The organism is Cognatundibacterium crateris, from assembly GCF_010078235.1.
In the GTDB taxonomy this organism is placed as follows: domain Bacteria; phylum Pseudomonadota; class Gammaproteobacteria; order Burkholderiales; family Burkholderiaceae_D; genus Undibacterium; species Undibacterium crateris.
On the sequence record NZ_JAABOS010000003.1, the window covers coordinates 374,398 to 399,976 of the forward strand.

General features: G+C 46.5%; 22 protein-coding genes and 1 pseudogene. 15 read left to right on the plus strand and 8 right to left on the minus strand.

Annotated features, from left to right (window positions below; translation table 11 throughout):
* Positions 1–11 precede the first annotated feature (11 nt).
* The 3 genes from EYB48_RS07705 to EYB48_RS07715 all read right to left on the minus strand — a co-directional run bounded on the left by EYB48_RS07705 (position 12) and on the right by EYB48_RS07715 (position 3,496).
* A complete protein-coding gene (locus tag EYB48_RS07705) occupies positions 12–2,018 on the minus strand; it encodes a restriction endonuclease (protein WP_162019747.1) in 2,007 nt (668 codons plus the stop codon).
* Positions 2,019–2,243: 225 nt separating this feature from the next.
* Entirely contained in the window at positions 2,244–3,050 is an 807-nt protein-coding gene (locus EYB48_RS07710; protein ID WP_235934957.1) for a hypothetical protein, read from the minus strand.
* A 134-nt stretch (positions 3,051–3,184) separates the two neighbouring features.
* Complete coding sequence (locus EYB48_RS07715) at positions 3,185–3,496, minus strand: DUF3761 domain-containing protein (RefSeq protein ID WP_162019749.1); 312 nt, start codon at positions 3,494–3,496, stop codon at positions 3,185–3,187.
* 350 nt (positions 3,497–3,846) lie between these two features.
* Here EYB48_RS07715 and EYB48_RS07720 point away from each other — a divergent pair, with 350 nt between their 5' ends.
* The 11 genes from EYB48_RS07720 to EYB48_RS07770 all read left to right on the plus strand — a co-directional run bounded on the left by EYB48_RS07720 (position 3,847) and on the right by EYB48_RS07770 (position 18,284).
* Positions 3,847–4,566 (plus strand): DNA/RNA non-specific endonuclease, encoded by a 720-nt coding sequence (locus tag EYB48_RS07720; protein WP_162019750.1) that lies wholly within the window; start codon positions 3,847–3,849, stop codon positions 4,564–4,566.
* Between the two features lie 480 nt (positions 4,567–5,046).
* The gene (locus tag EYB48_RS07725) at positions 5,047–5,238 is read left to right on the plus strand and encodes a hypothetical protein (protein WP_162019751.1); all 192 of its coding nucleotides are present in this window, start codon (positions 5,047–5,049) and stop codon (positions 5,236–5,238) included.
* An 88-nt stretch (positions 5,239–5,326) separates the two neighbouring features.
* On the plus strand, positions 5,327–8,008 hold the full coding sequence (gene lanKC / locus EYB48_RS07730; RefSeq protein WP_162019752.1) for a class III lanthionine synthetase LanKC: 2,682 nt from the start codon (positions 5,327–5,329) through the stop codon (positions 8,006–8,008).
* A gap of 2 nt (positions 8,009–8,010) precedes the next feature.
* Positions 8,011–8,751: a hypothetical protein gene (locus tag EYB48_RS07735; RefSeq protein ID WP_162019753.1), complete on the plus strand. Its 741-nt coding sequence runs from the start codon at positions 8,011–8,013 to the stop codon at positions 8,749–8,751.
* A gap of 245 nt (positions 8,752–8,996) precedes the next feature.
* Positions 8,997–10,298 carry an HlyD family secretion protein gene (locus EYB48_RS07740; protein ID WP_162019754.1) on the plus strand — a complete coding sequence of 434 codons (1,302 nt, stop codon included), beginning with the start codon at positions 8,997–8,999 and terminating at the stop codon, positions 10,296–10,298.
* Positions 10,299–10,345: 47 nt separating this feature from the next.
* Positions 10,346–12,490, plus strand: a complete 2,145-nt coding sequence (locus tag EYB48_RS07745) for a peptidase domain-containing ABC transporter (protein WP_162019755.1) — start codon at positions 10,346–10,348, stop codon at positions 12,488–12,490.
* Between the two features lie 316 nt (positions 12,491–12,806).
* Entirely contained in the window at positions 12,807–13,088 is a 282-nt protein-coding gene (locus tag EYB48_RS07750; RefSeq protein ID WP_162019756.1) for a transposase, read from the plus strand.
* 76 nt (positions 13,089–13,164) lie between these two features.
* Entirely contained in the window at positions 13,165–14,412 is a 1,248-nt protein-coding gene (locus EYB48_RS07755) for an RES family NAD+ phosphorylase (RefSeq protein WP_162019757.1), read from the plus strand.
* 449 nt (positions 14,413–14,861) lie between these two features.
* Positions 14,862–15,218, plus strand: a complete 357-nt coding sequence (locus EYB48_RS07760; protein WP_162019758.1) for a hypothetical protein — start codon at positions 14,862–14,864, stop codon at positions 15,216–15,218.
* Positions 15,219–15,694: 476 nt separating this feature from the next.
* Complete coding sequence (locus EYB48_RS07765) at positions 15,695–17,248, plus strand: LA2681 family HEPN domain-containing protein (RefSeq protein WP_162019759.1); 1,554 nt, start codon at positions 15,695–15,697, stop codon at positions 17,246–17,248.
* A gap of 163 nt (positions 17,249–17,411) precedes the next feature.
* Positions 17,412–18,284 carry a hypothetical protein gene (locus tag EYB48_RS07770; protein ID WP_162019760.1) on the plus strand — a complete coding sequence of 291 codons (873 nt, stop codon included), beginning with the start codon at positions 17,412–17,414 and terminating at the stop codon, positions 18,282–18,284.
* Here EYB48_RS07770 and EYB48_RS07775 read toward each other — a convergent pair.
* Both EYB48_RS07775 and EYB48_RS07780 read right to left on the minus strand, forming a co-directional pair.
* Entirely contained in the window at positions 18,247–18,501 is a 255-nt protein-coding gene (locus EYB48_RS07775) for a helix-turn-helix domain-containing protein (RefSeq protein WP_162019761.1), read from the minus strand. The genes EYB48_RS07770 and EYB48_RS07775 overlap by 38 nt on opposite strands.
* A gap of 74 nt (positions 18,502–18,575) precedes the next feature.
* Positions 18,576–18,830, minus strand: coding sequence for a hypothetical protein (locus EYB48_RS07780; protein WP_162019762.1), 255 nt, complete (start codon positions 18,828–18,830; stop codon positions 18,576–18,578).
* Positions 18,831–19,069: 239 nt separating this feature from the next.
* On the opposite strand from EYB48_RS07780, the gene EYB48_RS07785 reads away from it, so the two are divergent.
* Positions 19,070–19,576: a hypothetical protein gene (locus EYB48_RS07785; RefSeq protein WP_162019763.1), complete on the plus strand. Its 507-nt coding sequence runs from the start codon at positions 19,070–19,072 to the stop codon at positions 19,574–19,576.
* A gap of 138 nt (positions 19,577–19,714) precedes the next feature.
* Here the strand turns inward: EYB48_RS07785 and EYB48_RS07790 are convergent.
* A pseudogene (locus EYB48_RS07790) lies at positions 19,715–20,578 on the minus strand (YifB family Mg chelatase-like AAA ATPase); the annotation flags it as partial.
* A 16-nt stretch (positions 20,579–20,594) separates the two neighbouring features.
* The gene (locus tag EYB48_RS07795; RefSeq protein WP_162019764.1) at positions 20,595–20,837 is read right to left on the minus strand and encodes an accessory factor UbiK family protein; all 243 of its coding nucleotides are present in this window, start codon (positions 20,835–20,837) and stop codon (positions 20,595–20,597) included.
* Between the two features lie 515 nt (positions 20,838–21,352).
* Between EYB48_RS07795 and EYB48_RS07800 the strand changes: the two genes are divergently transcribed.
* Genes EYB48_RS07800 through EYB48_RS07810 form a run of 3 tightly spaced genes read left to right on the plus strand, consistent with a single transcriptional unit; the run spans position 21,353 to position 24,053 of the window.
* On the plus strand, positions 21,353–22,099 hold the full coding sequence (locus EYB48_RS07800; protein WP_162019908.1) for a TorF family putative porin: 747 nt from the start codon (positions 21,353–21,355) through the stop codon (positions 22,097–22,099).
* Positions 22,100–22,112: 13 nt separating this feature from the next.
* Positions 22,113–22,451 (plus strand): P-II family nitrogen regulator, encoded by a 339-nt coding sequence (locus EYB48_RS07805; RefSeq protein WP_162019765.1) that lies wholly within the window; start codon positions 22,113–22,115, stop codon positions 22,449–22,451.
* 21 nt (positions 22,452–22,472) lie between these two features.
* Positions 22,473–24,053, plus strand: a complete 1,581-nt coding sequence (locus EYB48_RS07810) for an ammonium transporter (protein WP_162019766.1) — start codon at positions 22,473–22,475, stop codon at positions 24,051–24,053.
* Between the two features lie 233 nt (positions 24,054–24,286).
* Here EYB48_RS07810 and EYB48_RS07815 read toward each other — a convergent pair whose 3' ends face one another.
* Positions 24,287–25,555 carry a tetratricopeptide repeat protein gene (locus EYB48_RS07815; RefSeq protein ID WP_162019767.1) on the minus strand — a complete coding sequence of 423 codons (1,269 nt, stop codon included), beginning with the start codon at positions 25,553–25,555 and terminating at the stop codon, positions 24,287–24,289.
* Positions 25,556–25,579 lie beyond the last annotated feature (24 nt).

The following is a 25,579-nucleotide window of genomic DNA, read 5'->3' on the forward strand; positions in this document are numbered from 1 at the left end:
GCAATCGCATTTTACAGCCATCGTGAGTGCCGCTCAAAGAGTTGCTCAATATCTTGGTGATACATTAACGGTTTAAGCGCCAAATAAATTAATTCGACGTCAGGCACGTCTAGCCAATCATCATTATCATTCAGACCTTCCAGCATTGCACTCAGCAAGCACCGAATGGAGTACGCCGACGGAGAGGACAGATCTCCGAGAACACGCTGTTTCAAAGCTTGAATGATGTCTTGGTGTGAATTGCATTCACGGCCCAAGCCAAGATTGGAGGAAATGTAAGGAATGTAGCCACGCTCACCCTGCATTATTTTTGCTACCCCTATATACAATGCATGCATTTCTTTAGGCGTTAAATATAGCTGCGGCGCACCGTTTCCTAGGCCCGACTGTAGTTCTTTTATTGTGGCTACTAACCCAATAGAACGGTAGCGTTCATCCGGCAGCAGTGGCAATTGGCGGTGTTCCCATATATCCGTCTGCTGCGCCCATAACTGGGCAAGTGCCTTGCGTTGCGCTGGCCGTCGCCACGGCCAGCTTGCTCGAAGCTCGCGCTCGATTAACCATTGTCCGACAGCTGGGATGAGTCTGTCGCGTAACCATGAGAGTGTTTCCGCGCAATACATCCAATGCCGTGGGCCCAGTTCAAAGTTTTTAAAGGAATTGGGTGGGTCCCAAGTTAGGACAACGCTATCTCCATAGGAAAGTCCCTCTAAATCACTGCGTGCCCGGATGAAGGCGTGGTAGCCCAACTCAAAATCGGGATGTGGCTTCGTTGTATAGACCTTCACGTAGTGCTGATTAGCATCGAAGATATCCCAGTTACTACTGCCAGCATCTGCATCGTGCTCGTTAACGAACTCGAGAATTTGGCTCCACAGGCGCGTCGGTATGCTGCAGATTGCGACGACCGTGTCGTCACCGTGGCCGACGAAGGGAAAGTCTTCGGCTCCCCAGTGCTGACTCAGTGCGTGCAATGCATCTATGTACACCGGGGTAAGCTTGTCGAGTGCCCTACACATCGCTTCTACACCCTCGGGCGGAATCTGCAGACGGGCGCTATGGAGGTCAATGGTGATTTCTGAATCAGGACGTGAAGAAGTTGGTCCGTAGATAAACGGGCGATAGGTATTCTCGGCTGGTGCCCCAGTATGCGCAAAAAGATTTTTCAATAGCCACTCTTGAGAAAGGGCAACAGTGAGTCCAGAAGTGGTTTGTTTTTTGACGACGATGCCGACAGATCCTGAAAAGAATCGCTTGTTCGGTAGCAGCGCATCAATATGGACCCAAGGACTATCAATGCTCCAGCTATTCTCGTACGCATGAATATTCTCCAGCTCAAACTCAATTGCTTCGTCGTGACTCTCTTGCCCGAGAAACTTGTGTGCTAGCCTTCTTACAGTAGGACGCTCGTCAACCAGCGCCTTCTGCAGCTGCATCCAGAAGTCTACACGGCGCATCCATTCGTTACAGTATATGTTCGTTGCGACGTCAGGGAAAAATCGACTCAGAATATCCGGATGAAGCCTGACGCGCTCTGTTAGATGCACCCCCGTCCACAGTTCGCCGATAATTTCTCGAGCCCTTAGCTCCTCGCGCGCGTTATGCCACGCTCTAGCGAATTGTTCAGTGCTTTGCTGTGCGACGATCAATACAAATCGGGTGCCAGGCGTTGCCCACGGTCCCGCTAGAAAAAGTGTAATTGCACTTCCTAGCGTGGAAGAGTTGAAGCTTTTCCAGCATTTGCATTCAAAGACAATAAGCTGTGCTTTGTCATTGTGCGCATAACCAAATAGATCAATGCCACCTTGTGAGCGCCCAGTCCCGCCAATTAGCTGGCAACCTTCGATGTCATAGTCTCGTTGCAACAACCACCAGCAGAATTGTTCAAACTGCGGTGCATGCATGTTCTCAAATTGCAATGGATGATTGCCTAGCGGTGCGGAACCGGATAACGGTTCACTGGGTGCGAGCAGATCTAGATGGGGTGGAAAGTCTTGTGGGAGACGTTGTTTTGGCATGCAAGGAAAGCAAGTGTAGAAATTAATTTATATATAATAATGCTGCACGTAAATGCAGTCACTGTTTTATCCAAACGTCATGATTCGGTATTCACAGCTGATGTTATTTGTTACTCCACACGCTATTCTTGCGCTAAACGAATAGAAATTGAGCGAAATGCATCGGGTGAGCTATTCATTGCTCGGTTCCTGATAGTTTATTGGGTATCGCTAGATGGACGTAACTTAACCTAGCTCCGAAATAGATTTTCGCCATTTCCTAAAAGTGAATTTGTCGTTACGTTTAATTTTCTTTTTAATCGTTGAGGGTTTACGCCCGAGGATTGGTGCTATTTCGAGCGCAGACATATTGAAGTCCATCAGCATGACTCTCAATTTTTCGAGATCAACGAGTTCCCATTTTTTGCCCGAATTTGGATAGCGTTCTAAGCTGATTTGACGTTTCTTTTGCTGCGCAAGTTTATCGTGCCAGCGCCGCGAAATTACCTCCGATAGTTGCTGAGCCGCCTTATCTTTTGCCTCCGATGGGATAATTTTATCCCCAAGGGATTTAAAGATTATTTGGCTTGCATCATCAACATCAGGCACATTTTCAAACGCATGCTTTACTCGAATTAGGCTGTTATTAAATTCAATCTTTCCGAGTATAGATAGCTGTTTGTGATTAAACATATAGCCGAGTTCGAAAAGCTTTACCAGCCTTTGCTGTATCGCACTTTCTATCGATACCGCCATTTTCGGTAAATATGGATCCAGTTTAAGAACCCAAACGCCAATAGCTGGCAAATAACTGGACTTGACGAATTGCTGCCAAGGTTCATCAAAAACTTTCTCAGCTGCCAACAGATTTTTGGGATCTAGTTGTTCGATTGTAGTATTAGCCCAAACTAAATCGGCCTCTGCCAATTTTTTAAAGTGTGCGAGATCACTACTTAGATGCCAGGTACTCATCAAAGTATAGATATCTTCTGTTTCTGAGATTTTCCAGACTGACCGGTTTCCTCTTAAATAACCGTGTAAATGCTGGAGCATTCTCCTGCCTAGGTTATTGGTTGTACCCACGTACACCACTCGGTTATATAAGCCATGGTGCACAAGCAAATAAACACAGCCATAGTCAAAATTTGGACAATGTGACAAACGTCCAAGGTAGGTCCAACTCAAATTCATAACCATCTTGCTACACCACCGAGATGGGAACACGTGCCTCTATGGGTTTTGCTGAAACTGTACGTTCCATCAACGCATTTTGCACTAACACCATTTGGAACTTTGTAATCAATTGATTTTGAAGGCGAATGTATATTTCTCCCAGCTTTGTTAATGTAATGCTTGTGCGATGAGAGTTTCGATTCTTCCAGATCTGATTTTTGAGTACTTTGGTTTAAGATGGTTGGTTGTAGCTGAGCATATGCGGGCAGCATCAATGATGTCGCGGGTATTGCTGCCAAAAAGAAACTTATTATTCTCATGTTCATTCCTTTCAATTGACCGCTTTCTGCCCCCAAAGCTGGCTAGCATTTGGTTTGATAGGACGAAGAGTATAAAAGAAATGATTTAATTATTGCAATAATATGATTGTATATGGCAAAAATAGAACTAGTGATAATTCGATTTACAGAAAGCTATTTCATTTTCTTAAATAAAGTTATTTTCATATTTAATTTTGTGCGTTTCTAAATTAGCGATAATCGCACCGCCCAGCTTCAGAAATACAGGCCGAAGTAGTAAAAACAAACCGACAGGTCAAACGTCAAAGCTTTCTCTTTTAGTCGCTGACTTATTGATTATCCCGTCATTTCACACAGTAAAAGGAACTTCCTATTTTATGTCACGCATTACCTTCGCTTTATTGTTTCTGATTTCCAGTATCTCTAATGCATTTGCTGCCCAGGATTTTGCTGAATGCAAACAATTCTTCGTTAATGGCGCTGTACCGGTTGCCAGCAACCATCCCAATACCAGAGCACTGTGCTTTGATGAATTTGCCGTCCTCCACTCAGGACAAAGTAAAACACCTGTGTATGTCGCAGAACGCTTAAGCAAAGAAAAAATTGACTCCAAAGTCAAGCGTGCAAAGAAATTCTTTGCAGATGCCCGGCTACCAAGAACAGAAAGAGCAGAACTCGACGACTACAAATCTTCTGGATATGATCGCGGACATATGGCGCCGGCTGGAGACATGTCCACAAACAATGGAATGGCCCAGTGCTTTTCGTTAGCCAACATGGTGCCGCAGAATCCCAAGAATAATCAAAAAATGTGGAACAGCATTGAAGTTGCTACCAGAAAATATATACAACGCGCAGCAAGTGATGTCTACGTCATCACAGGCCCGGTATTTGATCGTTCACCAGAAACGATAGGCCAGAATCATGTCTGGGTGCCAACATACCTTTACAAATTAGTCTACGATCCTACGACTAAAAAAGCGTGGGCACACTGGATAGAAAATACGGATACAGCACGAGTAACGCCACCGATCAGCTATGAAGAACTGGTGAAGAGGACAGGGATACGGTTTTTACCTGATGGGAGCGTTTTGTAACTAGAACAAATACGGGGATGTACCGACTATTTTCTTTGTATTTCATCAATGTGGTCCATTGTAAGCGTTCCTCACGCTAACTTTTTTCCTTCGAATGATTTGGCAGCGGGTTCTCAATCGCAACAAATTTGCCTTCCAAAAACCAATTGCCCTGCAGCTGGACTGCCGGATACGGATAGTCACCATCTCGAACAAGTCATCGGTGCTGATAACAATAGCGTAACGGCCGCAGACGGCAGCAGTCTCCGGTCCGATAGGGGCATCGCCAAGGGATACGGGATACGATTTTTTGTGGTCGAAGAAATGCACGATGATAGATCATAAATTACGACAAAGTGCATTTTTGGTAATTAAATTCTTGATATTATTAGTACTTTATTGTTAAGATAAAACTGCTGATTCGTATCAGCGTATTTTCCTGCTGTAGTAATTTATCAGGAAAATAAATTGCTTTTTAATTTAATAAATAAGGAAATTGGCATGAAATCTGTAAGCGAAATAAAAATGATGGTGTTGGACCTGCAATCTATTGAGCATGTTAGCGGTGGCTATGTTGGTGATATGGAAATTGCCGTGCAAAGTACAGAGAGTATTAGCTGCGGAACTGTAACGGCAAATGAACTTAGTACGAAAAGCAACGGATGCCCACGTGAGACTAAAGCTTTTGGTTAAGGTCGTTTAATAAGAGAGACACAAATGTCCCATAACATTTGTGTCTCTCTATTTTTGCTTCAGAATAAATCGTGGTGTTGAAATAAAAATGAATAATCGTTCAGAAATATATATCCCAGCCTCCGCAAGAAAACCAGATCAACAATACTTTGAATGTGCACGGAAACACCTCCCTGACATTTGGCGTTTAAAGCAGGAATATTTCTGGACTTATGCGATACCACCTATTCATAAGCAAATGATTCAAGGCTGGAAAATTCATATTTCGGCCACACCAGAATCCGCACTTAGAATTCTAAATAAAGTAATTCCTGTACTAGTTAAATTTGGTTTGGATTTCAAATTTGCGAGTGATGTTTCGATTTTACGGGATTTACTGAGCAAAAACTGTGCGCGCCAATTAAGCGGTAAATTTATAACTATCTATCCCAAGAGTGTCTCTTCTTTTAAAGAAGCTTTGGAGAACCTACATTCCATTCTAGAAGACGAAGTAGGTCCTTATATATTATCTGATAGGCAATATAAAAATTCTAAAGTCATCTTCTATAGATATGGTGGCTTTCAATCTTTGACTGAACTTAATGTTGATGGATCAAAAAAACATTGCATATTAAACGATAGCTTCCAGTACGTAGAGGATGTCAGATCAGCCAGCTTTTGTCTTCCAGATTTTATCAACGACGACCTTATAGAAGACGTACCAAAAAATGATTCAGAGATAAAAGAAGATTATCTTTTTGGAAGCAAGTATAAGATTTCAGCGGTAATAAAACACTCAAATGCCGGGGGAGTTTATCTTGCTGAAGATTTTTTTTCCAAACAAACTACTCTTATTAAAGAGGCAAGGCCTTTTATTGGAATTAATAAGTTTGGAACAGATGCGGTAAAACGCTTAAAGAAAGAATTCCGAATACTTACAAAGGTTTCAGGGCAAGGTATTGCACCAGAGCCATATGGTTTATTTCAAGAATGGGATCACTATTTTCTTGCTCAAGAATTTCTTGAAGGGGTAGATTTACGCAGTTTTTCTATGCAGGCGCACCCTTTTTTGAAAGTTGAGACATCAGTAAAAGCAATGAAAATCTGGTTAGAGAATTTTGTAAAAATTTCTATCCAACTAATTGAAAAAACTATTCTTCTTCACAAAAATAATATCGTATTTGGAGATATTTCTTTAAATAATGTTATTGTAAATAAGGAATCTTTGGATATTAAATTCATAGATTTTGAAGGTGCTTATGAAGCAGGTGTCGATGAACCAATTAATATGTTCACTCCTGGATTTGGTAGTTTGTCGCGTGCAGATAGAGAAACTATTGGGGTAGCAGATGATTACTTTGCGCTGGGTTCAGCAATGCTGGCAATGCTTGCACCAAATTTTCACTTAATAGAGATCAAAGATGATTTCGTTGAATGTTTTCTTGCTGAGTTGCAACGAGATATCGGATTGCCCAGATCAATTGCTGAATGCATCATGCATTTATATTCATCAGATTGCATGGATTTAGATTATCCCCTGCAAAAATTACGAGCAACTACTTTTAATCAGGTACACGAATGTAAAAACGAATCCTCTACTTCTGCAACCATTGTCGAATACTGCACAAGAGTAATTGACGAGTTATTTGAATATAAATCTAATGTTATAGACATGACCGCAGATGCTCGTTTATTTCCTGTTGGTGCTAATTTAAATTATCCATTAGCGTTAAATAATGGAATGTTAGGTATTGCTTATGCGTGGAAAAAGATCAAGAGTGAAATCCCGCAAGAGTTCGAGATGTGGATTCAGAAAAAATTGAATGTAAATTGTGATCTCCCTGGGCTACTGAATGGGAATACAGGTGTTGCGTGGATATTGGCTGAATTAGGAAATAAAACTGCGGCGTGTAGTGCTTTAAGGGCAGCATCAGAAAATAGGTTACTTTTTCAAAAGATGAACCTTGGGTATGGTGCTGCTGGTTACGGACTCTGTAACTTGATGTTTTGGCGAAAATATAATGATGATTTATACCTAGACGAGGCAAAGAAAATTGCTGACTACATTTGTGAGATAAAAATTTCGGATGAAAGGGGTTGTACTTGGGAAGATATCAATAGCATTGATGGCGCAGGAATCGGACTATACGAGGGTAGTAGTGGTATCGCCTTATTTCTACTCTATATGTATTGTGCATGCTTAAACGAAACATATCTAAAGGTTGGTGCGGCAGCACTGAATTTCGACATTAGCCATCAAGTTAGTACTAAAGGGGCTATAAGTTTTCCGAGACGATCAAGTAAAAAATCCAAAATAATTTATCCATATTTAGCATATGGCACTGCTGGTATTGCCTCTGTTGCACTTCGCTATTATGCAGTCACGCAGCATCAACAGTATCTACAATGTGTTAATGACTTTAAATCAGGCATAAGTCACAAATACACGATTGGAGCTGGGCTATTTTTAGGCTTAGCTGGCTTGGGGAATTATATGTTAGACGCATACCAATTCTTAGGCGATAGTTCATATTTGACTCTTGCATACCGAGTGTGCGACGGAATTCGTCTATTTGAAATATCCAAAGAAAAGGATCAAATTTACTTCCCGATGCTAATCGATAACAAAGCTAATACAGACTATTCAGATGGTTCTTCTGGGATAGCGTTGTTTCTAAATCGGCTATTGACGAATGGGGGGAATTTCAACTTTATGATGGATGATTTAGTGCATGAAGTTGTTAGCTCTAAAAAAGATACACATTTGCAGTCGAGTAATTGGGAGCATTAAAGATGTCTAAATTAAGTATTTTTTCCGCTGGATCCTTTACCACTATTCTCGGTGGTCTTGCCGTGTTTATGTTAACAGGTGCAAAAATGCCTATCGGGAATGGAGAGTTTAATGAAATTACTGTACATAGAATAAATGTTGTAGAACCTGACGGTACTAAGCGCTTAATTATTTCAAATCGAGCTCAGTTTCCAGGGGAGTTTGATCAAGGCAAGGAGGTAGCTAGAGAAGACCGAAATTCATTTGCTGGAATATTATTTCTTGATGAAGAAGGCAATGAAAATGGTGGACTTATTCAAAAAGGACAACAAACAAGCGACGGTAAAATTAGTGCTGGGCTCTCGCTTACTTTTGATCGTTACAAGCAGGATCAAGCATTGCAGCTAGTGCATCAAAATAGTGAATCCCATTCCTTGGCTTCTGTAAAAATTAATGATGTGCCTAGCTACAAGGTAACTTCAATGGAAGACATAAGGCGATTTAAAGCTGAAGCGAATAAACTTTCCATAGATCAACAAAAGGCTTTTTGGCAGCGCTTATCTGAGGAAGGTCGTTTATCTGAAAATAGAATCTATATGGGAACAACCCTAGACAAAGCGTCAGCATTAAGTTTAAAAGATGCTCAGGGTAGAACCAGAATGTTACTTCTTGTCAGTGCTGATGGCGTTGCCGAAATTCGTATGCTTAACGAAGATGGCAAAGTAATTAAAAAAATATTAAGTTCAAGTTCTGACACTAACTAGCAATTGTGGAATTTAGAGACAGACGGTTATATCTATTTTGCGCATTTCCCACCAAATGAAATTACTGTCAGTGTTTTTCTACTAACTCATCAAGCCTGATGGTTAGGTTTTGATCCAGTTTTATCTTGTTCTACAAAGTTTGTAACGTGCAAAATTCTCTTTGAGTCAATCATAGAGCACATCTATTAGCACGGTTATTTCTCGCAGTAAGATAGTTTTTGAATTTACAATCAGAGCCCATAAAGATGACTAGTGACAAAGCTTCCCAGAAGGTCGCACAATCCTCACCATTGACATCTTCTTCGCTATTTCGCCGCCAAGCAATCGATCATATTTCCAACCGCAAATACGGTAGCGTTCTTCTTGCAACACCGCTGAGCCATCGTTTTTTGACGCTATTGTTTGTTTCGATTGCCTTGTCGATCATAGTCTTCTTTGCATTTTTTAGCACTACTCGCAAAGCTCACTGTAGCGGCGTGTTACTTCCGAGTCTCGGTGTTATTCGCGTGCTTCCAACGCAGGCTGGTGTTGTGCTCGCCAAGCACATTGTCGAAGGCCAGATTGTACATGCAGGGGATGTGCTGTTTGTTTTATCGAGCGAACGCAGTGCAGTGGCTGGTGATGCGCAAAAGACGATTTCGTCATTGCTGATTAATCGCAGGAATAGCTTTACGGCAGATCAAACCCAGCTACTTGCGCAAAGCCGTACAAGGCTTGAAGCGTTGCGCCGTCGCGCATCTGATCTAGTCAGCGAAATCGCAAAAATCGATGGACAAATCATACTGCAAAAGCAGCGCGTACAGTTGGCCGAAAAGGCGTATCAACGCTACAGCGATTTGCAAGCGACCAGTTTTATCTCGGCGGCACAGCTACAAGACAAGCAGGCTGAATTAATTGATCAGCAGCAACGACTGGCCGAACTTGTACGAATCAAATCGGCAAACGGACGTGATCTGACAACAGCTAATGCTGATATCGTGGATTTACAATTGCAAACGCAAAGAGACGCAGCAGCTGTACAACGAAATGTTAGCACGGTCGAACAGGATCTTACTGAGAACGAAGCGCGCCGAGAACTAGTTGTAAGAGCACCACAAGATGGTACTGTCACTACGATAACTGCTGCGGTAGGGCAAACAGTAACGCCTAGTACAGCAATTGCATCATTAATTCCTGCAGGTTCGCAATTGGAAGCTGAAATTTATGCTCCGTCGCGCTCAGCTGGTTTCCTTCAGCCTGGTATGCAGGTACTCATACGCTATCAGGCGTATCCGTATCAAAAGTTTGGTCAATATCGAGCTACTGTTAAAGAGGTTGCTAACAATGCGCTGCGGCCAGAAGAGTTGCCGCTGGGGCCACAATCCGCAAACAGCAATGAAGCGCTTTACCGTATTCGCGTTACATTGAATCAGCAAAATGTAACTGCTTATGGTCGTCAATTGCCACTCAAATCCGGCATGGCACTTGACGCAAGCATTTTGCTCGAGCAACGCCGCCTATATGAATGGGTGTTGGAGCCTTTGTATAGCATTTCCGGCCGAGTTTAGTTGTGTGAAGCTTCATCACTCCTGATTCATATCAATTTTGGAATTTTATGTCCCGTACTGCGTTTCCCGAGCTGCGCTTCTGGCGTCGCCGTCACATACCGACTTTACTGCAAACTGAAGCGGCTGAATGCGGCTTAGCATGCCTGTGTATGGTGTCTAGTTTTTGGGGACACAAAATCGATTTAGCAAGCATACGTCGCAGTTTTTCGGTTTCGTTGAAAGGTGCGACTTTAAAAGGCTTGATGACGATGGCCGAAGGCTTGGGTTTGCAAACCCGTGCGTTGAAACTCGAAATGCAGCATCTGCCCGAATTAAAGCTTCCATGCATTCTGCACTGGGACTTAAATCACTTCGTCGTTCTCAAAAAAGTCTCGACCAGGCAAGCCGTTGTACTAGATCCGGCTGTAGGCGAGCGCACACTGGTGTTGGAGGAGTTTGCTAAACATTTCACTGGTGTTGCACTTGAGCTCACGCCTAGTGCGAATTTTAAAAAAGCCGAAGAAGTACAGAAGTTCACGTTATTGTCGTTGATGGGACAAGTGTATGGCTTAAAAACGAGCTTGTTACAGATTTTGTTGCTTGGACTAGCATTGCAAGTATGCGTTTTAGTCGCACCGTTTTATATGCAATGGATTGTCGACGAAGCTTTGCTCGCCGCCGACAAAGATTTAGTGACTGTACTAGCTATAGGTTTCTTATTGTTGGTATTCGTTCAAACTGCAATTACGTCGGTACGCTCATGGGTCACTACGGTTCTCGCGACGAATTTGAATTTTCAGTGGCTGGGTAACGCATTTGCGCATTTGATGCGCTTGCCGTTACCATATTTTGAGAAAAGGCACACTGGAGATATTATCTCGCGTTTCGGCTCAATACAAACGATACAGCACAGCTTGACTACACAATTCGTTGAGGGCGTGATCGATGGTGTGATGGTGCTTGGTACGCTGATCGTAATGCTGTTGTATAGCCCGCAGCTAACGGCTGTCGCATGCGTAGCTGTTATTTTATATGCCTTGCTGCGCTGGACCATCTTCCGGCAATTGCGTGAAGCTACTGCCGAGCAGATTATCCATACGGCAAAGCAGCAGACGCATTTCATGGAATCGGTACGCGGCGTGCAAAGCGTGCGCTTGTTTAGCCGAGTTGAAGAGAGGCGCACTGGATGGATGAATAATCTGACCGACCAGTTCAATGCTGAATTGCGTGTTTCTCGGTTATCTCTCACGTATCAAACTGCGAATACACTGCTATTCAATACCGAACGGGTGATTGTGATCTGGATGGCTGCACTGGCAGTGCTAGATACCCGCTTTTCCATAGGTATGCTATTTGCCTTCATCAGTTACAAAGATCAGTTCAGCACACGACTCGCGGCATTAATTGATAAGCTGTTTGAGCTACGTATGTTGAAGTTACATGGCGAACGAGTAGCTGATATCGTTTTGACTGAAGCCGAATACGATGAACAAACTACTGAAGTCGCCCCCGAAAGTATAGAAGCACATATCGAAATAAAACGTCTCAGTTTCCGCTATTCAGACAGTGAACCATTGGTCATTAAAGCATTAAATTTAAAAATTCCCGTTGGCCAGTGTATCGCGATTACAGGTCCATCTGGCTGTGGCAAGACTACTTTATTAAAACTATTGCTGGGACTACTGGAGCCTACCGAAGGAGAGATTTTGGTTGGAGGCGTACCATTGAAGCTGTTGGGCCTGCACAATTACCGCCAACTATTAGGGACCGTGATGCAGGATGACCAATTATTTGCAGGTTCGATTGCAGATAATATTTGTTTCTTCGATCCAATGCCGGATCAGCAAAAAATCATCAATTGCGCGCAACAGGCGGCGATCTATCAGGAAATTGCCGCGATGCCGATGGGCTTTCACACTCTGGTCGGAGATATTGGCAGCGGTTTATCCGGCGGGCAAAGGCAAAGGATCTTGTTGGCTCGAGCTTTGTATAAACAACCGCGGTTACTAGTCCTCGACGAAGCAACAAGCCATCTCGATATTTTGAATGAAAAGGCAGTAAACGCTGCAATCATGCAATTAGATTTGACTCGTATCATTGTAGCGCATCGGCCTGAAACGATCGCTATGGCGCAGCGGGTGATTGTTCTTGAAGGCGGGGCTGTGGCGGAGGATGTTGTGAAGTCAAATCAAGGGGCGGAACAAAGCAGTTAAATATCGAAAACTTATCAACTGTATTTTTCAAGCTATTTAAAGTGGCTTATGTAAATTTGCTTAATATGTTTCTACCTTATCGCTAAGTAAAGCGCAGATGGTAACTGATGCTTTGGCAGTTGCGCCAAAAAAAGTGCGGCCATAAGTGTAAGAAACAGAGTTTCCTAATCAATCGATTCAAATTCCCTGACAGGCTTGCCTTCGTTAGTTTATAAATATTTTTTCCTTTTCGAAAGTAAGCACCCGGTGAAGTCATCTTGAGGTTAAGAGCGTAAGCGCAGATGATCGTGTCCACTTAATAAGTGTACACTTGTACATGATGGACGATGGAATCAATACGCCAAGACGGCGTCGGCAGCACAGTGCCGAATTCAAGGCTCAGGTCATTCAAGCCTGCAAACAACCGGGAGTTTCCATTGCCGCCACGGCTTTGCGTTACCAGTTGAACGCCAATCAGGTCCGTATCTGGATCAAGGCGCATGAGCAATTGGCAATACCGTCGATGCAAATTGCACCGATTACCACAGTTCCCGAATTCATTCCCATTCCGTTGCCTGCGCCGACCGCAGTTAAGAAAGCCGATAAACTTGAGAGTTAGGAACTTATGATAATCCGAAGTATCTATAAAGGATTAGCTGAGTATTTTTCGAGGTTAACCGGATTGAGATATCTAAATGGCTGTAACGATTGAGCAATTGCGACAACGTGAGCTGGAAAGCGAAGATCAGCAGAGAGACTTTGTATGTTCCGACTGCATCCAAGACCCATTTCTCCAGCCTCATATGCGCCACTTGTACGCCCCTCGCGTATGTATCGGCTGCGGAGTTTCAACAAGGCGAGCAATTACGTCGAGAGGGCTGGCCGCGCTTGTCGGGCCTGTTCTCCCGAGACACTTCGAGATTGATCAAGGCCATTTTCCCGGTTACGAATTTACGCTAGTAGTAATCGTTGGTAAGGCGCTTTCTTGTAGTACGCGGCGGGTATTGGAATCGGTAGCAAGTTGGCTTGAACTTTCAGATGCTGAAGAAGATGAATTGGAGGTCGAGAGCGATCACTTCTATGCCAATGGTCAAGCATATCAATGGTCAGATTGTCCTTTTGACGACGAGGACCATGAGCGATGGTATGTGGTTGGCGATTGGCACTACGCCGCAAAACAGCTAACTCACGGTCGCAGGTTCTTTAACGAGAAAGTTCGTGAACTCTTCGAAGGTATTTTACACGAGGCACTTGAGGCAGAAGACTTCGATGGAGATGGTCTTGGCCCGATCATCAAAGAAGTGCAGGTTGGATTTGAATTCTTTCGTGCACGCGTGGCCAAGAATTTTGATGAAGAGCAGACGATTTCGGCCAACCCGGCGACTCAATTAGGCGCGCCTCCAAAGGAGTGCGCAACGAACGGACGAATGAGCCCTGCAGGAATACCCTTCATGTACTTAGCCGGTGACCCAGATACTTGCGTTGCGGAAGTTCGCCCCTCTATTGGCGACACCGTTGTAATTGGCAAATTTCGTGCCTCTAAGCGTTTGAAGATATTTGACCTGATGGCTCTCTCGGGGCGACTGTCCCATCAACCGTTGAGCTTTTTTGATCCGTCTTTCGAAATTCGGAGTCAAAGGCGCACTTTACTCAGATATCTGCACGGAGAAATAAGTCGACCAACCAAAACAACTGACACCGATTACCTGATGACACAGGCATTCACAGAGTACATTCGATTTGATTGCAGAGAGAAGTTCGATGGTGTCGCGTTTCGCTCGGTGCAACGAGGAGACGGGATCAATTATGTTCTTTTCGACGTCATGAGTGATGAAGAGCGTGCTCCTCAAGATTGGAATCCAAGATTTGACGTCGAAATATCCACCTCGGACGTATTCGTCGTCGAGGTGAACGCTGTTGAATACTCCACGGTACGAAAGTAAACATTTATTCGTCATGATTACATAGAATAGTTTTCACATTCGGGACTGTTTGTATTCGCACCACCACTCCATATTCTCATAGGGCGCAACCACCACATCGCGTAGAAGCCGACACAATCTGTCATCTGGAGATGGACATGGTCAAAGAGCGCCAATCTTCAGTACGAACGCAAAGCCTTAAGTGTTTAACGACATATGTCGAACTAAGATTGGACCAGATGCATTGCCGTTATTGATGGTAGGGATTCAAAGCGATTTTCTCCTGCCTCTGTCCTACATCCAAAGGGGGCTGCGGCCTCCTTAAGAATCCCTAGGATAACGTTGAGTACATCAGTACTTGAAGCACATTAGTAGTAAGCGCGAATTTCCCCGCACATAGCGCAAGAGCGTAAAGAAGAGGAACATAGGTGTCCACTTATGGAGGTGGTCACCTATGCAAGAGAATCAGAATGAGTCAGCGTTGCGCCTTATCGTCACCGGCACCCGACGTGATGGCCGGCATGGCGCTCAAACAAGGTGTCAATGCCAACCTGCTGCGCAAATGGGTGGTTGGCTATCAACTCGCCTGCGATGCTGCTGCCTTACCATTGCTTCCAATCACAGATGATGCCGATGCGTTCGTGCCAGTGATCTTGACCCGTGGCACCGCCACGCCAGTCAACCAGCACCGCGACATCCCGATGAGGACGACCGTCCAGAAGGCGGCACCCGTGCCCCCTCCGCCGCACTACGGGCACAACTGTCCAACGGCGTCACGCTCGATTTCAACTGTACCGATCGGGACACCGTATGGCTGTCTGCGATGATCGAAACGCTGGGGCACTGCGATTCAGCTCATTGAATGAGCCTGCGAAAGCATTATGCAATGGAGCGCATGTAAAGAAAAGCAATATATTTTTTACGAACTTCCACGAAAAGCTCATCTGGCGAGCTTCGGCTGTGCAATATGGTACGCAGGAAGTCACACGGCTGCCTTCAACCCATATCGTTAGGAGTCGCTGTGAAAACTAGACCCTTTTGCAAATGAGTTAGGGTTTGCACCATTGAGACCGGAAAATCCAAGAGTCAAGTTTCCGACGAAGTTCAGTAGACCTTTTGCGAAACTACTATCGCGATCGGACCGACCGAGCATCGTCAGATAATTTTAGTCCAGCTTGGAGATATGCTGTCATTTTCCCGTTGGTATCGGGGATTGTCGTCGCTGGAAGGGCTATGCAATAGTTAGCTATCCTGCTCGCAACGGGTTAATTTTTGTTCTATTTGAAGCGTAAGGAGTCAAATTATGCAGTCGTTGCTGGACAGATTCTACGAGCGGTCCAATCATCTTGAAACTTTACTGAATAACGATCCTGCTGAGGCAGTTAGGCAGGCTCGGGAGATTGATCTTGATAAGCCGGATTGCTTTAATATGATGAGCCTGCGGGCGGCGATCCTGGTAGACGGTGGAGCCTTGACTGAACAACCGGGTGCAATCGAAGAAGGGATCACGTTGATTCGCGAGCTTCTTAGTCGATTTCCAAAGGTTGAACTCGCCTACAATTTGGCAAACGGGCTTATCGCCATGGTTGGCTTTCCTCCTAGAGATGCAAGTTGGTTGGATCATCAAGAGCGGACTAGGGAGCACCGTGCTGAAATTCGACAACACCTCTGGAATGTAGCCCAAAACTCCGATTCTGCTTCGCCACTGCGAACTCAAGCGTGGACCAACCTTGGTAACCAGTTCAGTAACAGCTACCGGTTTGGAGAGGCCCATGACGCCTGGCTTGCGGCACTAGCGATCGATCCTGAGAATGGAGTTGCTGCAGCCGCTGCATCGCGTAATTTACTATGGCTCTATAACCAAGATACTTGTTCCGACATTACGCGTATGGAAGCGGCAATATTGGCCAAGATCGCCCATAGACACCCCGAAAGAGTTTTTCAATACGCGGGTGCGCAGGCAGCAAAACAAATCGCTGAGTTTGCCAAAGAATTTGAGGATCCAGCACCGCGCACATTACACCAAGACCCCTTCATCGCCTGGATCGAGCGAGAGCGTTTGACGCTGTCACCTGCCGTCGAACTAATTGATCTTACATTGGGAAAGCTAGACTGGATTATGCTTCCTGGGATTATGGAGCGCGAATCGGGGGCGAGCGGGATGCCGCCGCCAGTGTTTGCCATGTTCAATATACTCAAGGGCGACTTCATCCTCGCGCGTGATTTGGCATGGAGATCTATCGATGAGAAAATCTGGCCCTCGACGGGAAGATTTGCAGATACCCTTGATTTCGCCACCTACGGCCCAGACACATCGGCACTTATCTTGGCACACCGGACTGCACTCGATTTGCTCGATAAGGTTGCTGTAACGGCAAATCATTACTTCGAGATTGGGCAAGCCCCAGATAAAGTCTACTTCGGAAAACTATGGCGAGGGGGGCTGGATAAAGTGACTGGTGCTCGCCCGCTAAACGAAAAGGTTGAGAAGGTAATTCGCGGAGGCGCCAATGCATTGTATGGCCTTGTGGAGCTTGCCGAGGACTATGAAAGCAGCGCGGGTATTTTACGTGCTCAAAAAAATCTTCGTAATGCGGGTACGCACCGATTTGTGGTATTGCATGATTTAGGGGATCCAGCACATAGCAGGAAGGCTCCTGAAGTCGAACATCATCACCGCGAGCAGTTTGTTCAGGAGGTTTTGCGTGCATTGCGTGTCGCTCGGTCGGCGATCCAAATGCTCGCACTTTCGATCGCTCAGCATGAACAAGCTTGTGCGCGGCGGGTACCAGGCCTTGTCGGTACACTGATTGTCCCCGATCACGACTGGATTCGCGGGCGGGATGAGGATGTTTGAATCTACATACTGCCAGAAAGGCGACTTGGCCACGAGCCACTCACATTAGTCGGCTTGGCCGCGTACTGCAGCGGCGTCCGGTGCCGACTATGCATTGTCGACGCGCGTTTGAAGTGCTATGGGAATATAGTGTTACATCTAAAGACTTGATAGGAACTAAAAGATGGGGCAGGCAAAAATAAAGCGCAGTGAAAATTTTCCAGTCCAACTTATCGAAGAATGGGAAGCTGACGATTGCGTTAACTTCGCAGTTGCATTGGCGCGCATAACAGGTTGGTTACTACACGTCGACTGGTGGACGACCTCTCCACCAGGCGCAGAAATTTCTGTTGATCAACTCAAGCCGCTAAGAGTTTACGTCGCTGATAATCGGGATAAAATTTTTGATGTTCGCGGCGTCAAAACGATTTACGAATTTAACCAAAGCACAATCATTAAAATTGCCAATAAAGTGGGCACAGGGATGGGTGGAATTCTCACTCGATATTATAACGAAGAAAGGTTGCCATCACTGCCTTTACGGAGCCAGCCGGATGAGACTAAAGTGGCAGCAGCCATGGAAGTGATCAAGGAAAATCCCGCTTATCTCGCGGCCATCCCCAAAAGAGCGATGCGATGTATTCCTGCGTATGACGCTGCTCGTTATACTTTCGGCCGCTGTTCGGCTTTTGCTGAAGCCATGCATGAACTGACTGGGTTGCCACCGGTTGCCCTATTGGCGACGAAATTTTCTCGGCAGTTTGCCGCAACCAAACGTGCAGAAAATGGCTACTTCCACAGCTTAGTGCTGCATCCAGACGGCACGGGGGAAGATGCCTGGGGTAAAGCCTCGATTGAAGATATTGCTGGTCGTTTCGGTGCCATCGAATTTCAGACTAGCGACAAAGTCCATCGCCAAGTAATCGAGAATATGTTGCGGTCATCGAAGGATATTTATGAAGAAGAATTTACCCGAGCGTTGGGTATTATTCGTGAATATCGGGATAAGCAGAACACTGCTACAGCAGGGCTGTTTCCTGATAAGAAAGCCGATTGAGCCATATGTGTTGCAACACAGAGAGTTTGAATTCGGCACTGTAGTGGCTGTATTTTTTATCTAAGCCATCGGCACCACGCAACTGAAACCGGCGTACCCAGTGACGAACGATGGAATGATCGATGCCAAACTGCCTGGCTACCAGAGCGCAGCCAGCGCTCTCCTGCAGATAGCACTCAATAACCTGTAGTTTGAATTGCTTTGTATATTTACTCATGAAAACACCCCAAAAGTATGGACGGGTGTCCAACTTTTGGGGTGCAGTTCAAAAATAGCAGGGGCTTTTTTTACTTACATTGTGTTGGCCTCCTCATAACCTAAATCAGTCAAACGCAAAAATCGTCCACCCATCAGTATTTCGATACAGGTGTCTTTTTCGAGTTTTAGTAATGCCTCGTTGAAGTAACCATTGGTATATACCGTCCTCTCGTTCATGAAAGCATGAATATTGACCGCCGACTCAGGAGCAATATTCTTTTTACGGAAGACGTCGAGTATTGCTGTGCGAGCTTTGAGCAAATGCATAGGATTGAGTTCGTGGTGCATGGTAAATCTCCTTAGTTAGCCTTGAAATTGCACACCATGTGCAAAACAGGTCAGCGTATTTACTAGACTGCTTTTTCAAGGCGACGTGAAATTGGTATCTGCAGGAGAAAATCACTGGTTTTTGGTAAATATATTTTTTAATCGATTTATTTTATTCGATAGCTTTTATATTTGTTATTGAAAACATATTTTATCGATAGTAAATTATCGGCGTTATGAATGTGATAAGGAGTTCTCACATGCTAGAAAAAACTCAACGAGCAGATCGATTGGCAGAGATTTGTATGCAGATAGGATTTGCTCTCTGGCAGCTACAGGAGTTAGAGGGCTGTACAGCCATTTATTTTGTTCTCCTGACGCAAGCAAGCAAAGGAATGGGCAGGAGTATTGGTGAGGCATTGGTTGAGAAAGCGCAAAGTAAGACGTTTGGTGCCACCATCAAGCAATTGGAAAAAGCCAATTTATTACCTACAGATTTGGCGAAACGCTACATATCGTTATTGGAGGAACGCAACTGGCTTGTTCATCGGTCACGCATCGATAGCCGGGGGGCAATTCACCATGAGCTTATTGCGCAAAAACTCCTCCTACGACTTGACGCCATCGCAGATGAAGCGGCTGCGTTGCTTAAGATGATCGGACTGAAGATGGAGAGTTTTGCTCAGGAAAATGGTGTATCAAATGACCAGATCGAATTGCAGAGCGCGCGTCTGTTAAGAGAATGGCAAACAAATAGTGACGATTGACACTATTCAACCATTGGCTGATATACCGATGTCGGCATGCCCCTTATGCGTGTTAAATTGTTAATTAAGTAATTTTTCTTAAATAGCGATAATTCTTAATTAATTTTGTGAAATTCTTAAATAGCGATAATTGCACCAGCCACCGCCGACCAGGGCCACCGCTGAAGCGGTATGGTGTGGCGAGCGGAATGGGCGTGCTTTCCAGCGCTCTATAGAAAAGCCGGAGGTCAGGGATTGCACCGCTGCCGATTCCAGCGCCTCCTGATCGGTCATACCGGGCAGAATGCCGGGAAAACGGGCAGCCAGCATGGATTTACCGGTACCGGGCGGGCCCAGCATCAGTACCGAATGACCGCCCGCAGCGGCCACTTCCAGTGCGCGCTTGGCGGGTAACTGACCTTTGACATCAGAAAAATCCGGATAGGCAGGACGTACTGCCTGTAAGTCAGGGCGATAGCGACTCAACTTACTGTCTTCGCCGACTGCGGCGAAGTGCGCGCAAACATCGAGCAGTGAGCGGGCCGGATAAATGGCGGCGTCGCTGACCAGTGCGGCTTCGGCAGCATTGGCTTGCGGCAGGATAAAGGCAGCTTGCGTCGCGTGATGACTCTGACAAATCGCGAAGGTCATAGCGAGCGCGCCACGGATAGGACGCAGTTCGCCGGACAGGGATAATTCACCGGCAAATTCATAGGCGTCCAGCGCATCGGCTGGAATCTGGCCTGAGGCTGCCAGGATGCCGAGTGCAATCGGCAGATCGAAACGGCCTGACTCTTTTGGTAAGTCGGCCGGCGCCAGATTGACCGTGATTCTTTGTGCCGGAAAATCAAAGCGCGCATTTTGTAAGGCGGCGCGCACCCGGTCTTTGGACTCTTTGACTTCTGTTTCCGGTAGTCCCACGATGGTGAAAGCCGGTAAGCCGTTGGCCAGGTGCACTTCAACTGTGACCTGAGGTGCATCCATGCCGTTCAATGCCCGGCTTTTCAGAACGGCCAGCGACATAGCGCTACAGGCTGAATTACTTCTGACTCAATTGCGCTTCCAGCGCCGCCACACGCGCTTCCAGCGTTTCCAGTCGTGCACGGGTTTTGGCTAATACCTGTGCCTGGATGTCGAATTCTTCACGTGTGACCAGATCCAGTTTGGAAAAGCCCTGGGTCATCATCGCTTTGACGTTTTTTTCCAGGTCTTTAGCGGGTGAGTTTTCCAGTGCAGCACTGAATTTAGCCTGCATGTCATTAAAAAAATTTTGCTTATCCATCTTGATCTCCATAACTGAGAGGGCGGCCATACCAGCTGACCCGGCAAACCACCACATGCGACAGCAGCTTGCAGACCACACTAAAAAAATTGCACATAACTGGTGCGTTAATCCTATGCTGTAGTTGCAGTCTGGGGATGCGCGTCAAATTGGTGCAGATTTTTGTGGCCGTCCGCGTCTCTGTGCTTGCTGATTTTGTCGAAAGAGAAATCATACTCCAAAGCGCAGGGAGTGGCGAATGCACTGTTCAGATGTTTATATGCGTAAATGAATGGAGCGGATTCGGGAGCGCACTCGTATCTTAGCTTGCGTATGCAAAAAGCGAATAATTTCCGGACTGGGCGGGGTGCTGGCACGACTCCTGCTAATAACCCGGTAACTCTCGATTTCCAACTTCATTTCTAACAAAGCCGCGAATGATCTTCCGGTTTTGTCTACCGGTGGTTCACGAAGTGAGTTCAGTTTTAGTTTTTTATTCAATCTCAATGTTTGACATACATATCAGGAGAAGCATGATGAAAAAATTAGTACTCGCCGCTGCAGTTGCCACTACGTTTGTCAGTGGATTTGCTTTAGCAGAAGAAGCTAAGCCGGAGCATGAAGTCAGTTTTAATGTCGGTGTCGCCAGCGAATACCGCTATCGCGCGATTTCTCAGTCACGTCTGGATCCTGCGCTGCAGGGCGGTGCTGATTACACCCATAATCCTAGTGGCTTCTATGCCGGAACCTGGCTGTCGACCATTAAATGGACCAAAGATGCCGGTGGTGGTGGTGATGTTGAGTGGGATATCTATGCTGGTAAAAAAGGCGAAATTACTAAGGACGTCAGCTACGACGTCGGTGTGCTGACTTATGTCTATCCATCCAATGGCCTGGACAAGGTGACTGGTTTTGCGAATGCAAACACCACGGAAATCTACGGTCAGATCGGAACTGGCCCGGTGTATGCGAAATATTCCCATGCAGTGACTAACCTGTTCGGTTTCGTTGATAGCAAAAACAGTGGCTACCTGGATTTGGGTGCCAATCTGGAACTCAAAGACGGCTATACCCTGAACCTGCATGCGGGTCGTCAGATCGTGAAAAATAATTCTGCTGCTTCTTACAGCGACTGGAAAGTCGGCGTCAGCAAAGAATTTTTCGGTGTGAATTTCAGTCTTGCCGCATTGGGCACTAATGCAGACAAAACCGTTTATGTCACACCATCCGGCAAATTTACAGGCAAAACCACTCTGGTGCTGACTGCAGTCAAAACCTTCTGAACCCGAGGATAGTATGAAACTCATTACCGCGATTATTAAACCCTTCAAACTGGATGAAGTCCGTGAAGCACTGTCCGAAATGGGCGTGCAGGGTATTACCGTGACCGAAGTCAAAGGCTTCGGCCGTCAGAAAGGCCATACCGAGTTGTACCGCGGCGCCGAGTATGTAGTGGATTTTCTGCCTAAGACTAAGATCGAAGCGGCGGTGGACGATGCGATCGTTGACCGGGCGATAGAAGCGATTGAAGGTGCGGCACGTACCGGGAAAATCGGCGATGGCAAAATCTTCGTCTACGACCTGCAACAAGTAGTGCGTATCCGCACCGGTGAAACCGGCAACGACGCCCTTTGATACGCGAAGCGAGGACTTGATATGAAACGGATATTGAAAAGCGTAATACTGGCCAGTGCCTTATTGCTGGGTGCTGGCAGCAGTCAGATGGTGATGGCAGATGATGTGAAACCAGCGGTGGTGGCGGCTGAGCCTGCATCCGCTCCTGCAGCGGCGCCAGACAGCGCTGCCGCATCCACTGGCGCAGCACCGGCCGCAACAGTCGCCGCTGCACCAGCCAGCGCGCCAGTTGCTGAGGCGGCACCTGCTTCTGCGGCTGCCGCACCTGCTGCAGTTCCCAACAAAGGGGACACGGCCTGGATGCTGGTTGCTACCTTACTGGTAATACTAATGACTCTGCCTGGCCTGGCACTGTTTTATGGTGGCCTGGTACGCACCAAAAACATGCTGTCTGTATTGATGCAGGTATTCATGATTTTTGCGGTAATTATCGTCTTATGGTGCATTTACGGCTATTCACTGGCATTTACTGAAGGTGGTAATTTTATCGGCTCTTTTGACCGTGTCTTCCTTAAAGGAATTTGGGACCCGGCTAAAGCCAGCTTCACCACTGCTGCCACATTCAGCAAGGGCGTTGTGATACCTGAGTTCGTGTATGTCGCATTCCAGGCAACTTTCGCAGCCATCACTTGCGGCCTGATCATCGGCGCATTTGCTGAACGTGCCAAGTTTTCTGCGGTGCTGGCATTTGTCGTGATCTGGTTCACCTTCAGCTATCTGCCGATTGCGCACATGGTCTGGTTCTGGACGGGTCCGGATGCGATCAAAGATGCGGCCACACTGGCTACGGAAACTGCCAAAGCCGGTTATCTGTGGCAAAAAGGTGCGCTCGATTTCGCTGGCGGTACGGTAGTGCATATCAATGCTGCGATTGCCGGTCTGGTTGGTGCGATCATGATAGGCAAACGGGTGGGTTATGGCAGAGAAGCGATGGCGCCTCACTCGCTGACGATGACGATGATTGGTGCTTCCTTGCTGTGGGTGGGCTGGTTCGGTTTCAATGCTGGCTCTGCACTGGAAGCAGGCGATGTGGCAGCACTGGCATTCGTGAATACCTTGCTGGCGACTGCCGCAGCGACTGTGTCCTGGGTGTTTGGTGAATGGATGTCCAAAGGTAAGCCATCTATGCTGGGTGGTGCTTCCGGTGCGGTGGCTGGTCTGGTCGCGATTACGCCAGCTTGCGGTTATGTCGGTCCTATGGGCGCATTGATGATCGGTCTGATCGCTGGTGTGGTTTGTCTGTGGGGCGTGAATGGCCTGAAACGCCTGATCGGTGCAGATGATTCGCTCGATGTATTCGGTGTACATGGCGTAGGCGGTATTTTGGGTGCCTTGCTGACAGGTGTGTTTGCCGCACCTTCTCTGGGTGGTCAGGGCATCTTCGACTACGTGACGAATAAAATGTCGGCGGATCCGTATTCAATTTACGCTCAGGTCACTACCCAGGCCACCGCAGTCGGTGTCACCATCATCTGGTCGGCTGTGGTCTCAGTGATTGCCTACAAGTTGGTTGATCTTGTGATTGGACTGCGTGTTCCTGAAGATGAGGAACGTGAAGGTCTGGATATCACCAGCCACGGCGAGTCGGCTTATCATTCCTGACCGGAGTGGAGTGCAAGTAGTATCCTCAGTACGTGTATAGAGCGCATAGTGCTGAATTCACAGGTGGTTTTGCGAAAGCAGAACCACCTTTTTTTTCGTGGTTTCTGCTTGATTCGCATACACCTGCCTGCCACCCTGTACTCAACGCAAAATCCGTAACCGGCCGCCAGCGCGTCTGCGCAGCAAAAAAAAACCAGACCCGCAGGTCTGGTTTTGATGGAGACTGGCTGTAATTACTTGTCAGCCAGCGGACGTACCAGCAGCCACAAACGGCCTATATCTGCTGCACCGTCATTGCCTTGCAGTGACTGGAATACTTCTTTCGCCTTGTCGCGGTTACCCGATTTCAGATACGCCATGCCCAGATGCAGCTTGGCTTCATCGGCAGATTTCAGGCCACCTTTGGCAATACCCTGTTCCATCAGCGGTATGCCTTTATCAGCCTGACCATTGATCACATAGTTGTAGCCGATGTTAACCAGACCGGTACCGGTTTTTGCGGTTTTCGCAGAAGCTTCACCTGCATCCAGTGTTTTCAGATCTTCAGTGGCCTGTTTGTTCACGCGGTCGCGTAATTGCTTATGCTTGGCGCCTTCTTTACCAGTGCCGAGCAGATTCGCTGCATAGCCTGCATCCATCGCGGTTTTTGCTTCTGCCGGCAGACCGGCCAGCAATGCCAGCTCAGCCATTTCTACGTACTGACCTGCATCATCCATATTGCCAGTTGCAATCATCAGGCGATAAAGATCCAGGCGCAGACGGTCAGAGAAACCGGCTTTGTGTTCGGTGCGGTAAATCATGTCGCCCCAGTATTCGCGCGTCGGATAATGCGCAACCATGCGTTCTAACACAGTGGTGTAACCAGCGTTATCTTTCAGATGCTGGTAGCAGCTGGCCAGCAGACGCAGGCTTTCTTCGGTGGGTGCACGTTTCGCTGCATCGTCCAGTGCCAGAATCTCATTGATCTTTTTGATCGAAGCCGGGTAATCCTGTTTCAGATAATAGGCTTTGGCGATCAGATTATGGGTTTGCAAATTGGATGGATCTTTTTCCAGCATACGATTGGCCCACTGAATCGCTTCATCGTATTTTTTCTCGTTGTAAAAGGTGCCCGCCAGGCCTTCCATCAGACGCAGTTTTTCATTGTCTTTCAGGAATTCAGAGCTGATCATGGCAGAAAACGATGCCGCCAGTAAGGGTGTGTTGTTGGTGCTGGAAGCAACGATGGCACGCATGCGGTGCAGTGCGAATTCCTCGTAAGGCGTTTTTTTATCCATAGCATCCAGTACAGCGATTTTTTCCATCGCTTGTGGATATTGTTTTTCATCCAGTAATTTCTGAATGTCAGGCAAAGCCACACCGAATTCTTTACGGACTGTATTTTTTGGTTTTTCCGCGGATTCGTCCGCACGTGCATGAACACTGGAAATGCTGACAGGGCTGAAGCCTGAGCCGAGTGCTGCAACTAACATTGCAGCGAACAGGAAAGACGTTTTTTTCATGAATGATCCGCTAAAAAAGTTGGA

Coding starts and splice junctions, on each gene's coding strand:
- EYB48_RS07705 (WP_162019747.1), bottom strand. CDS start 2,018: ATGCCAAAACAACGTCTCCCACAAGACTTTCCACCCCATCTAGATCTG.
- EYB48_RS07710 (WP_235934957.1), bottom strand. CDS start 3,050: ATGCTCCAGCATTTACACGGTTATTTAAGAGGAAACCGGTCAGTCTGG.
- EYB48_RS07715 (WP_162019749.1), bottom strand. CDS start 3,496: ATGAACATGAGAATAATAAGTTTCTTTTTGGCAGCAATACCCGCGACA.
- EYB48_RS07720 (WP_162019750.1), top strand. CDS start 3,847: ATGTCACGCATTACCTTCGCTTTATTGTTTCTGATTTCCAGTATCTCT.
- EYB48_RS07725 (WP_162019751.1), top strand. CDS start 5,047: ATGAAATCTGTAAGCGAAATAAAAATGATGGTGTTGGACCTGCAATCT.
- lanKC (WP_162019752.1), top strand. CDS start 5,327: ATGAATAATCGTTCAGAAATATATATCCCAGCCTCCGCAAGAAAACCA.
- EYB48_RS07735 (WP_162019753.1), top strand. CDS start 8,011: ATGTCTAAATTAAGTATTTTTTCCGCTGGATCCTTTACCACTATTCTC.
- EYB48_RS07740 (WP_162019754.1), top strand. CDS start 8,997: ATGACTAGTGACAAAGCTTCCCAGAAGGTCGCACAATCCTCACCATTG.
- EYB48_RS07745 (WP_162019755.1), top strand. CDS start 10,346: ATGTCCCGTACTGCGTTTCCCGAGCTGCGCTTCTGGCGTCGCCGTCAC.
- EYB48_RS07750 (WP_162019756.1), top strand. CDS start 12,807: ATGATGGACGATGGAATCAATACGCCAAGACGGCGTCGGCAGCACAGT.
- EYB48_RS07755 (WP_162019757.1), top strand. CDS start 13,165: ATGGCTGTAACGATTGAGCAATTGCGACAACGTGAGCTGGAAAGCGAA.
- EYB48_RS07760 (WP_162019758.1), top strand. CDS start 14,862: ATGAGTCAGCGTTGCGCCTTATCGTCACCGGCACCCGACGTGATGGCC.
- EYB48_RS07765 (WP_162019759.1), top strand. CDS start 15,695: ATGCAGTCGTTGCTGGACAGATTCTACGAGCGGTCCAATCATCTTGAA.
- EYB48_RS07770 (WP_162019760.1), top strand. CDS start 17,412: ATGGGGCAGGCAAAAATAAAGCGCAGTGAAAATTTTCCAGTCCAACTT.
- EYB48_RS07775 (WP_162019761.1), bottom strand. CDS start 18,501: ATGAGTAAATATACAAAGCAATTCAAACTACAGGTTATTGAGTGCTAT.
- EYB48_RS07780 (WP_162019762.1), bottom strand. CDS start 18,830: ATGCACCACGAACTCAATCCTATGCATTTGCTCAAAGCTCGCACAGCA.
- EYB48_RS07785 (WP_162019763.1), top strand. CDS start 19,070: ATGCTAGAAAAAACTCAACGAGCAGATCGATTGGCAGAGATTTGTATG.
- EYB48_RS07795 (WP_162019764.1), bottom strand. CDS start 20,837: ATGGATAAGCAAAATTTTTTTAATGACATGCAGGCTAAATTCAGTGCT.
- EYB48_RS07800 (WP_162019908.1), top strand. CDS start 21,353: ATGAAAAAATTAGTACTCGCCGCTGCAGTTGCCACTACGTTTGTCAGT.
- EYB48_RS07805 (WP_162019765.1), top strand. CDS start 22,113: ATGAAACTCATTACCGCGATTATTAAACCCTTCAAACTGGATGAAGTC.
- EYB48_RS07810 (WP_162019766.1), top strand. CDS start 22,473: ATGAAACGGATATTGAAAAGCGTAATACTGGCCAGTGCCTTATTGCTG.
- EYB48_RS07815 (WP_162019767.1), bottom strand. CDS start 25,555: ATGAAAAAAACGTCTTTCCTGTTCGCTGCAATGTTAGTTGCAGCACTC.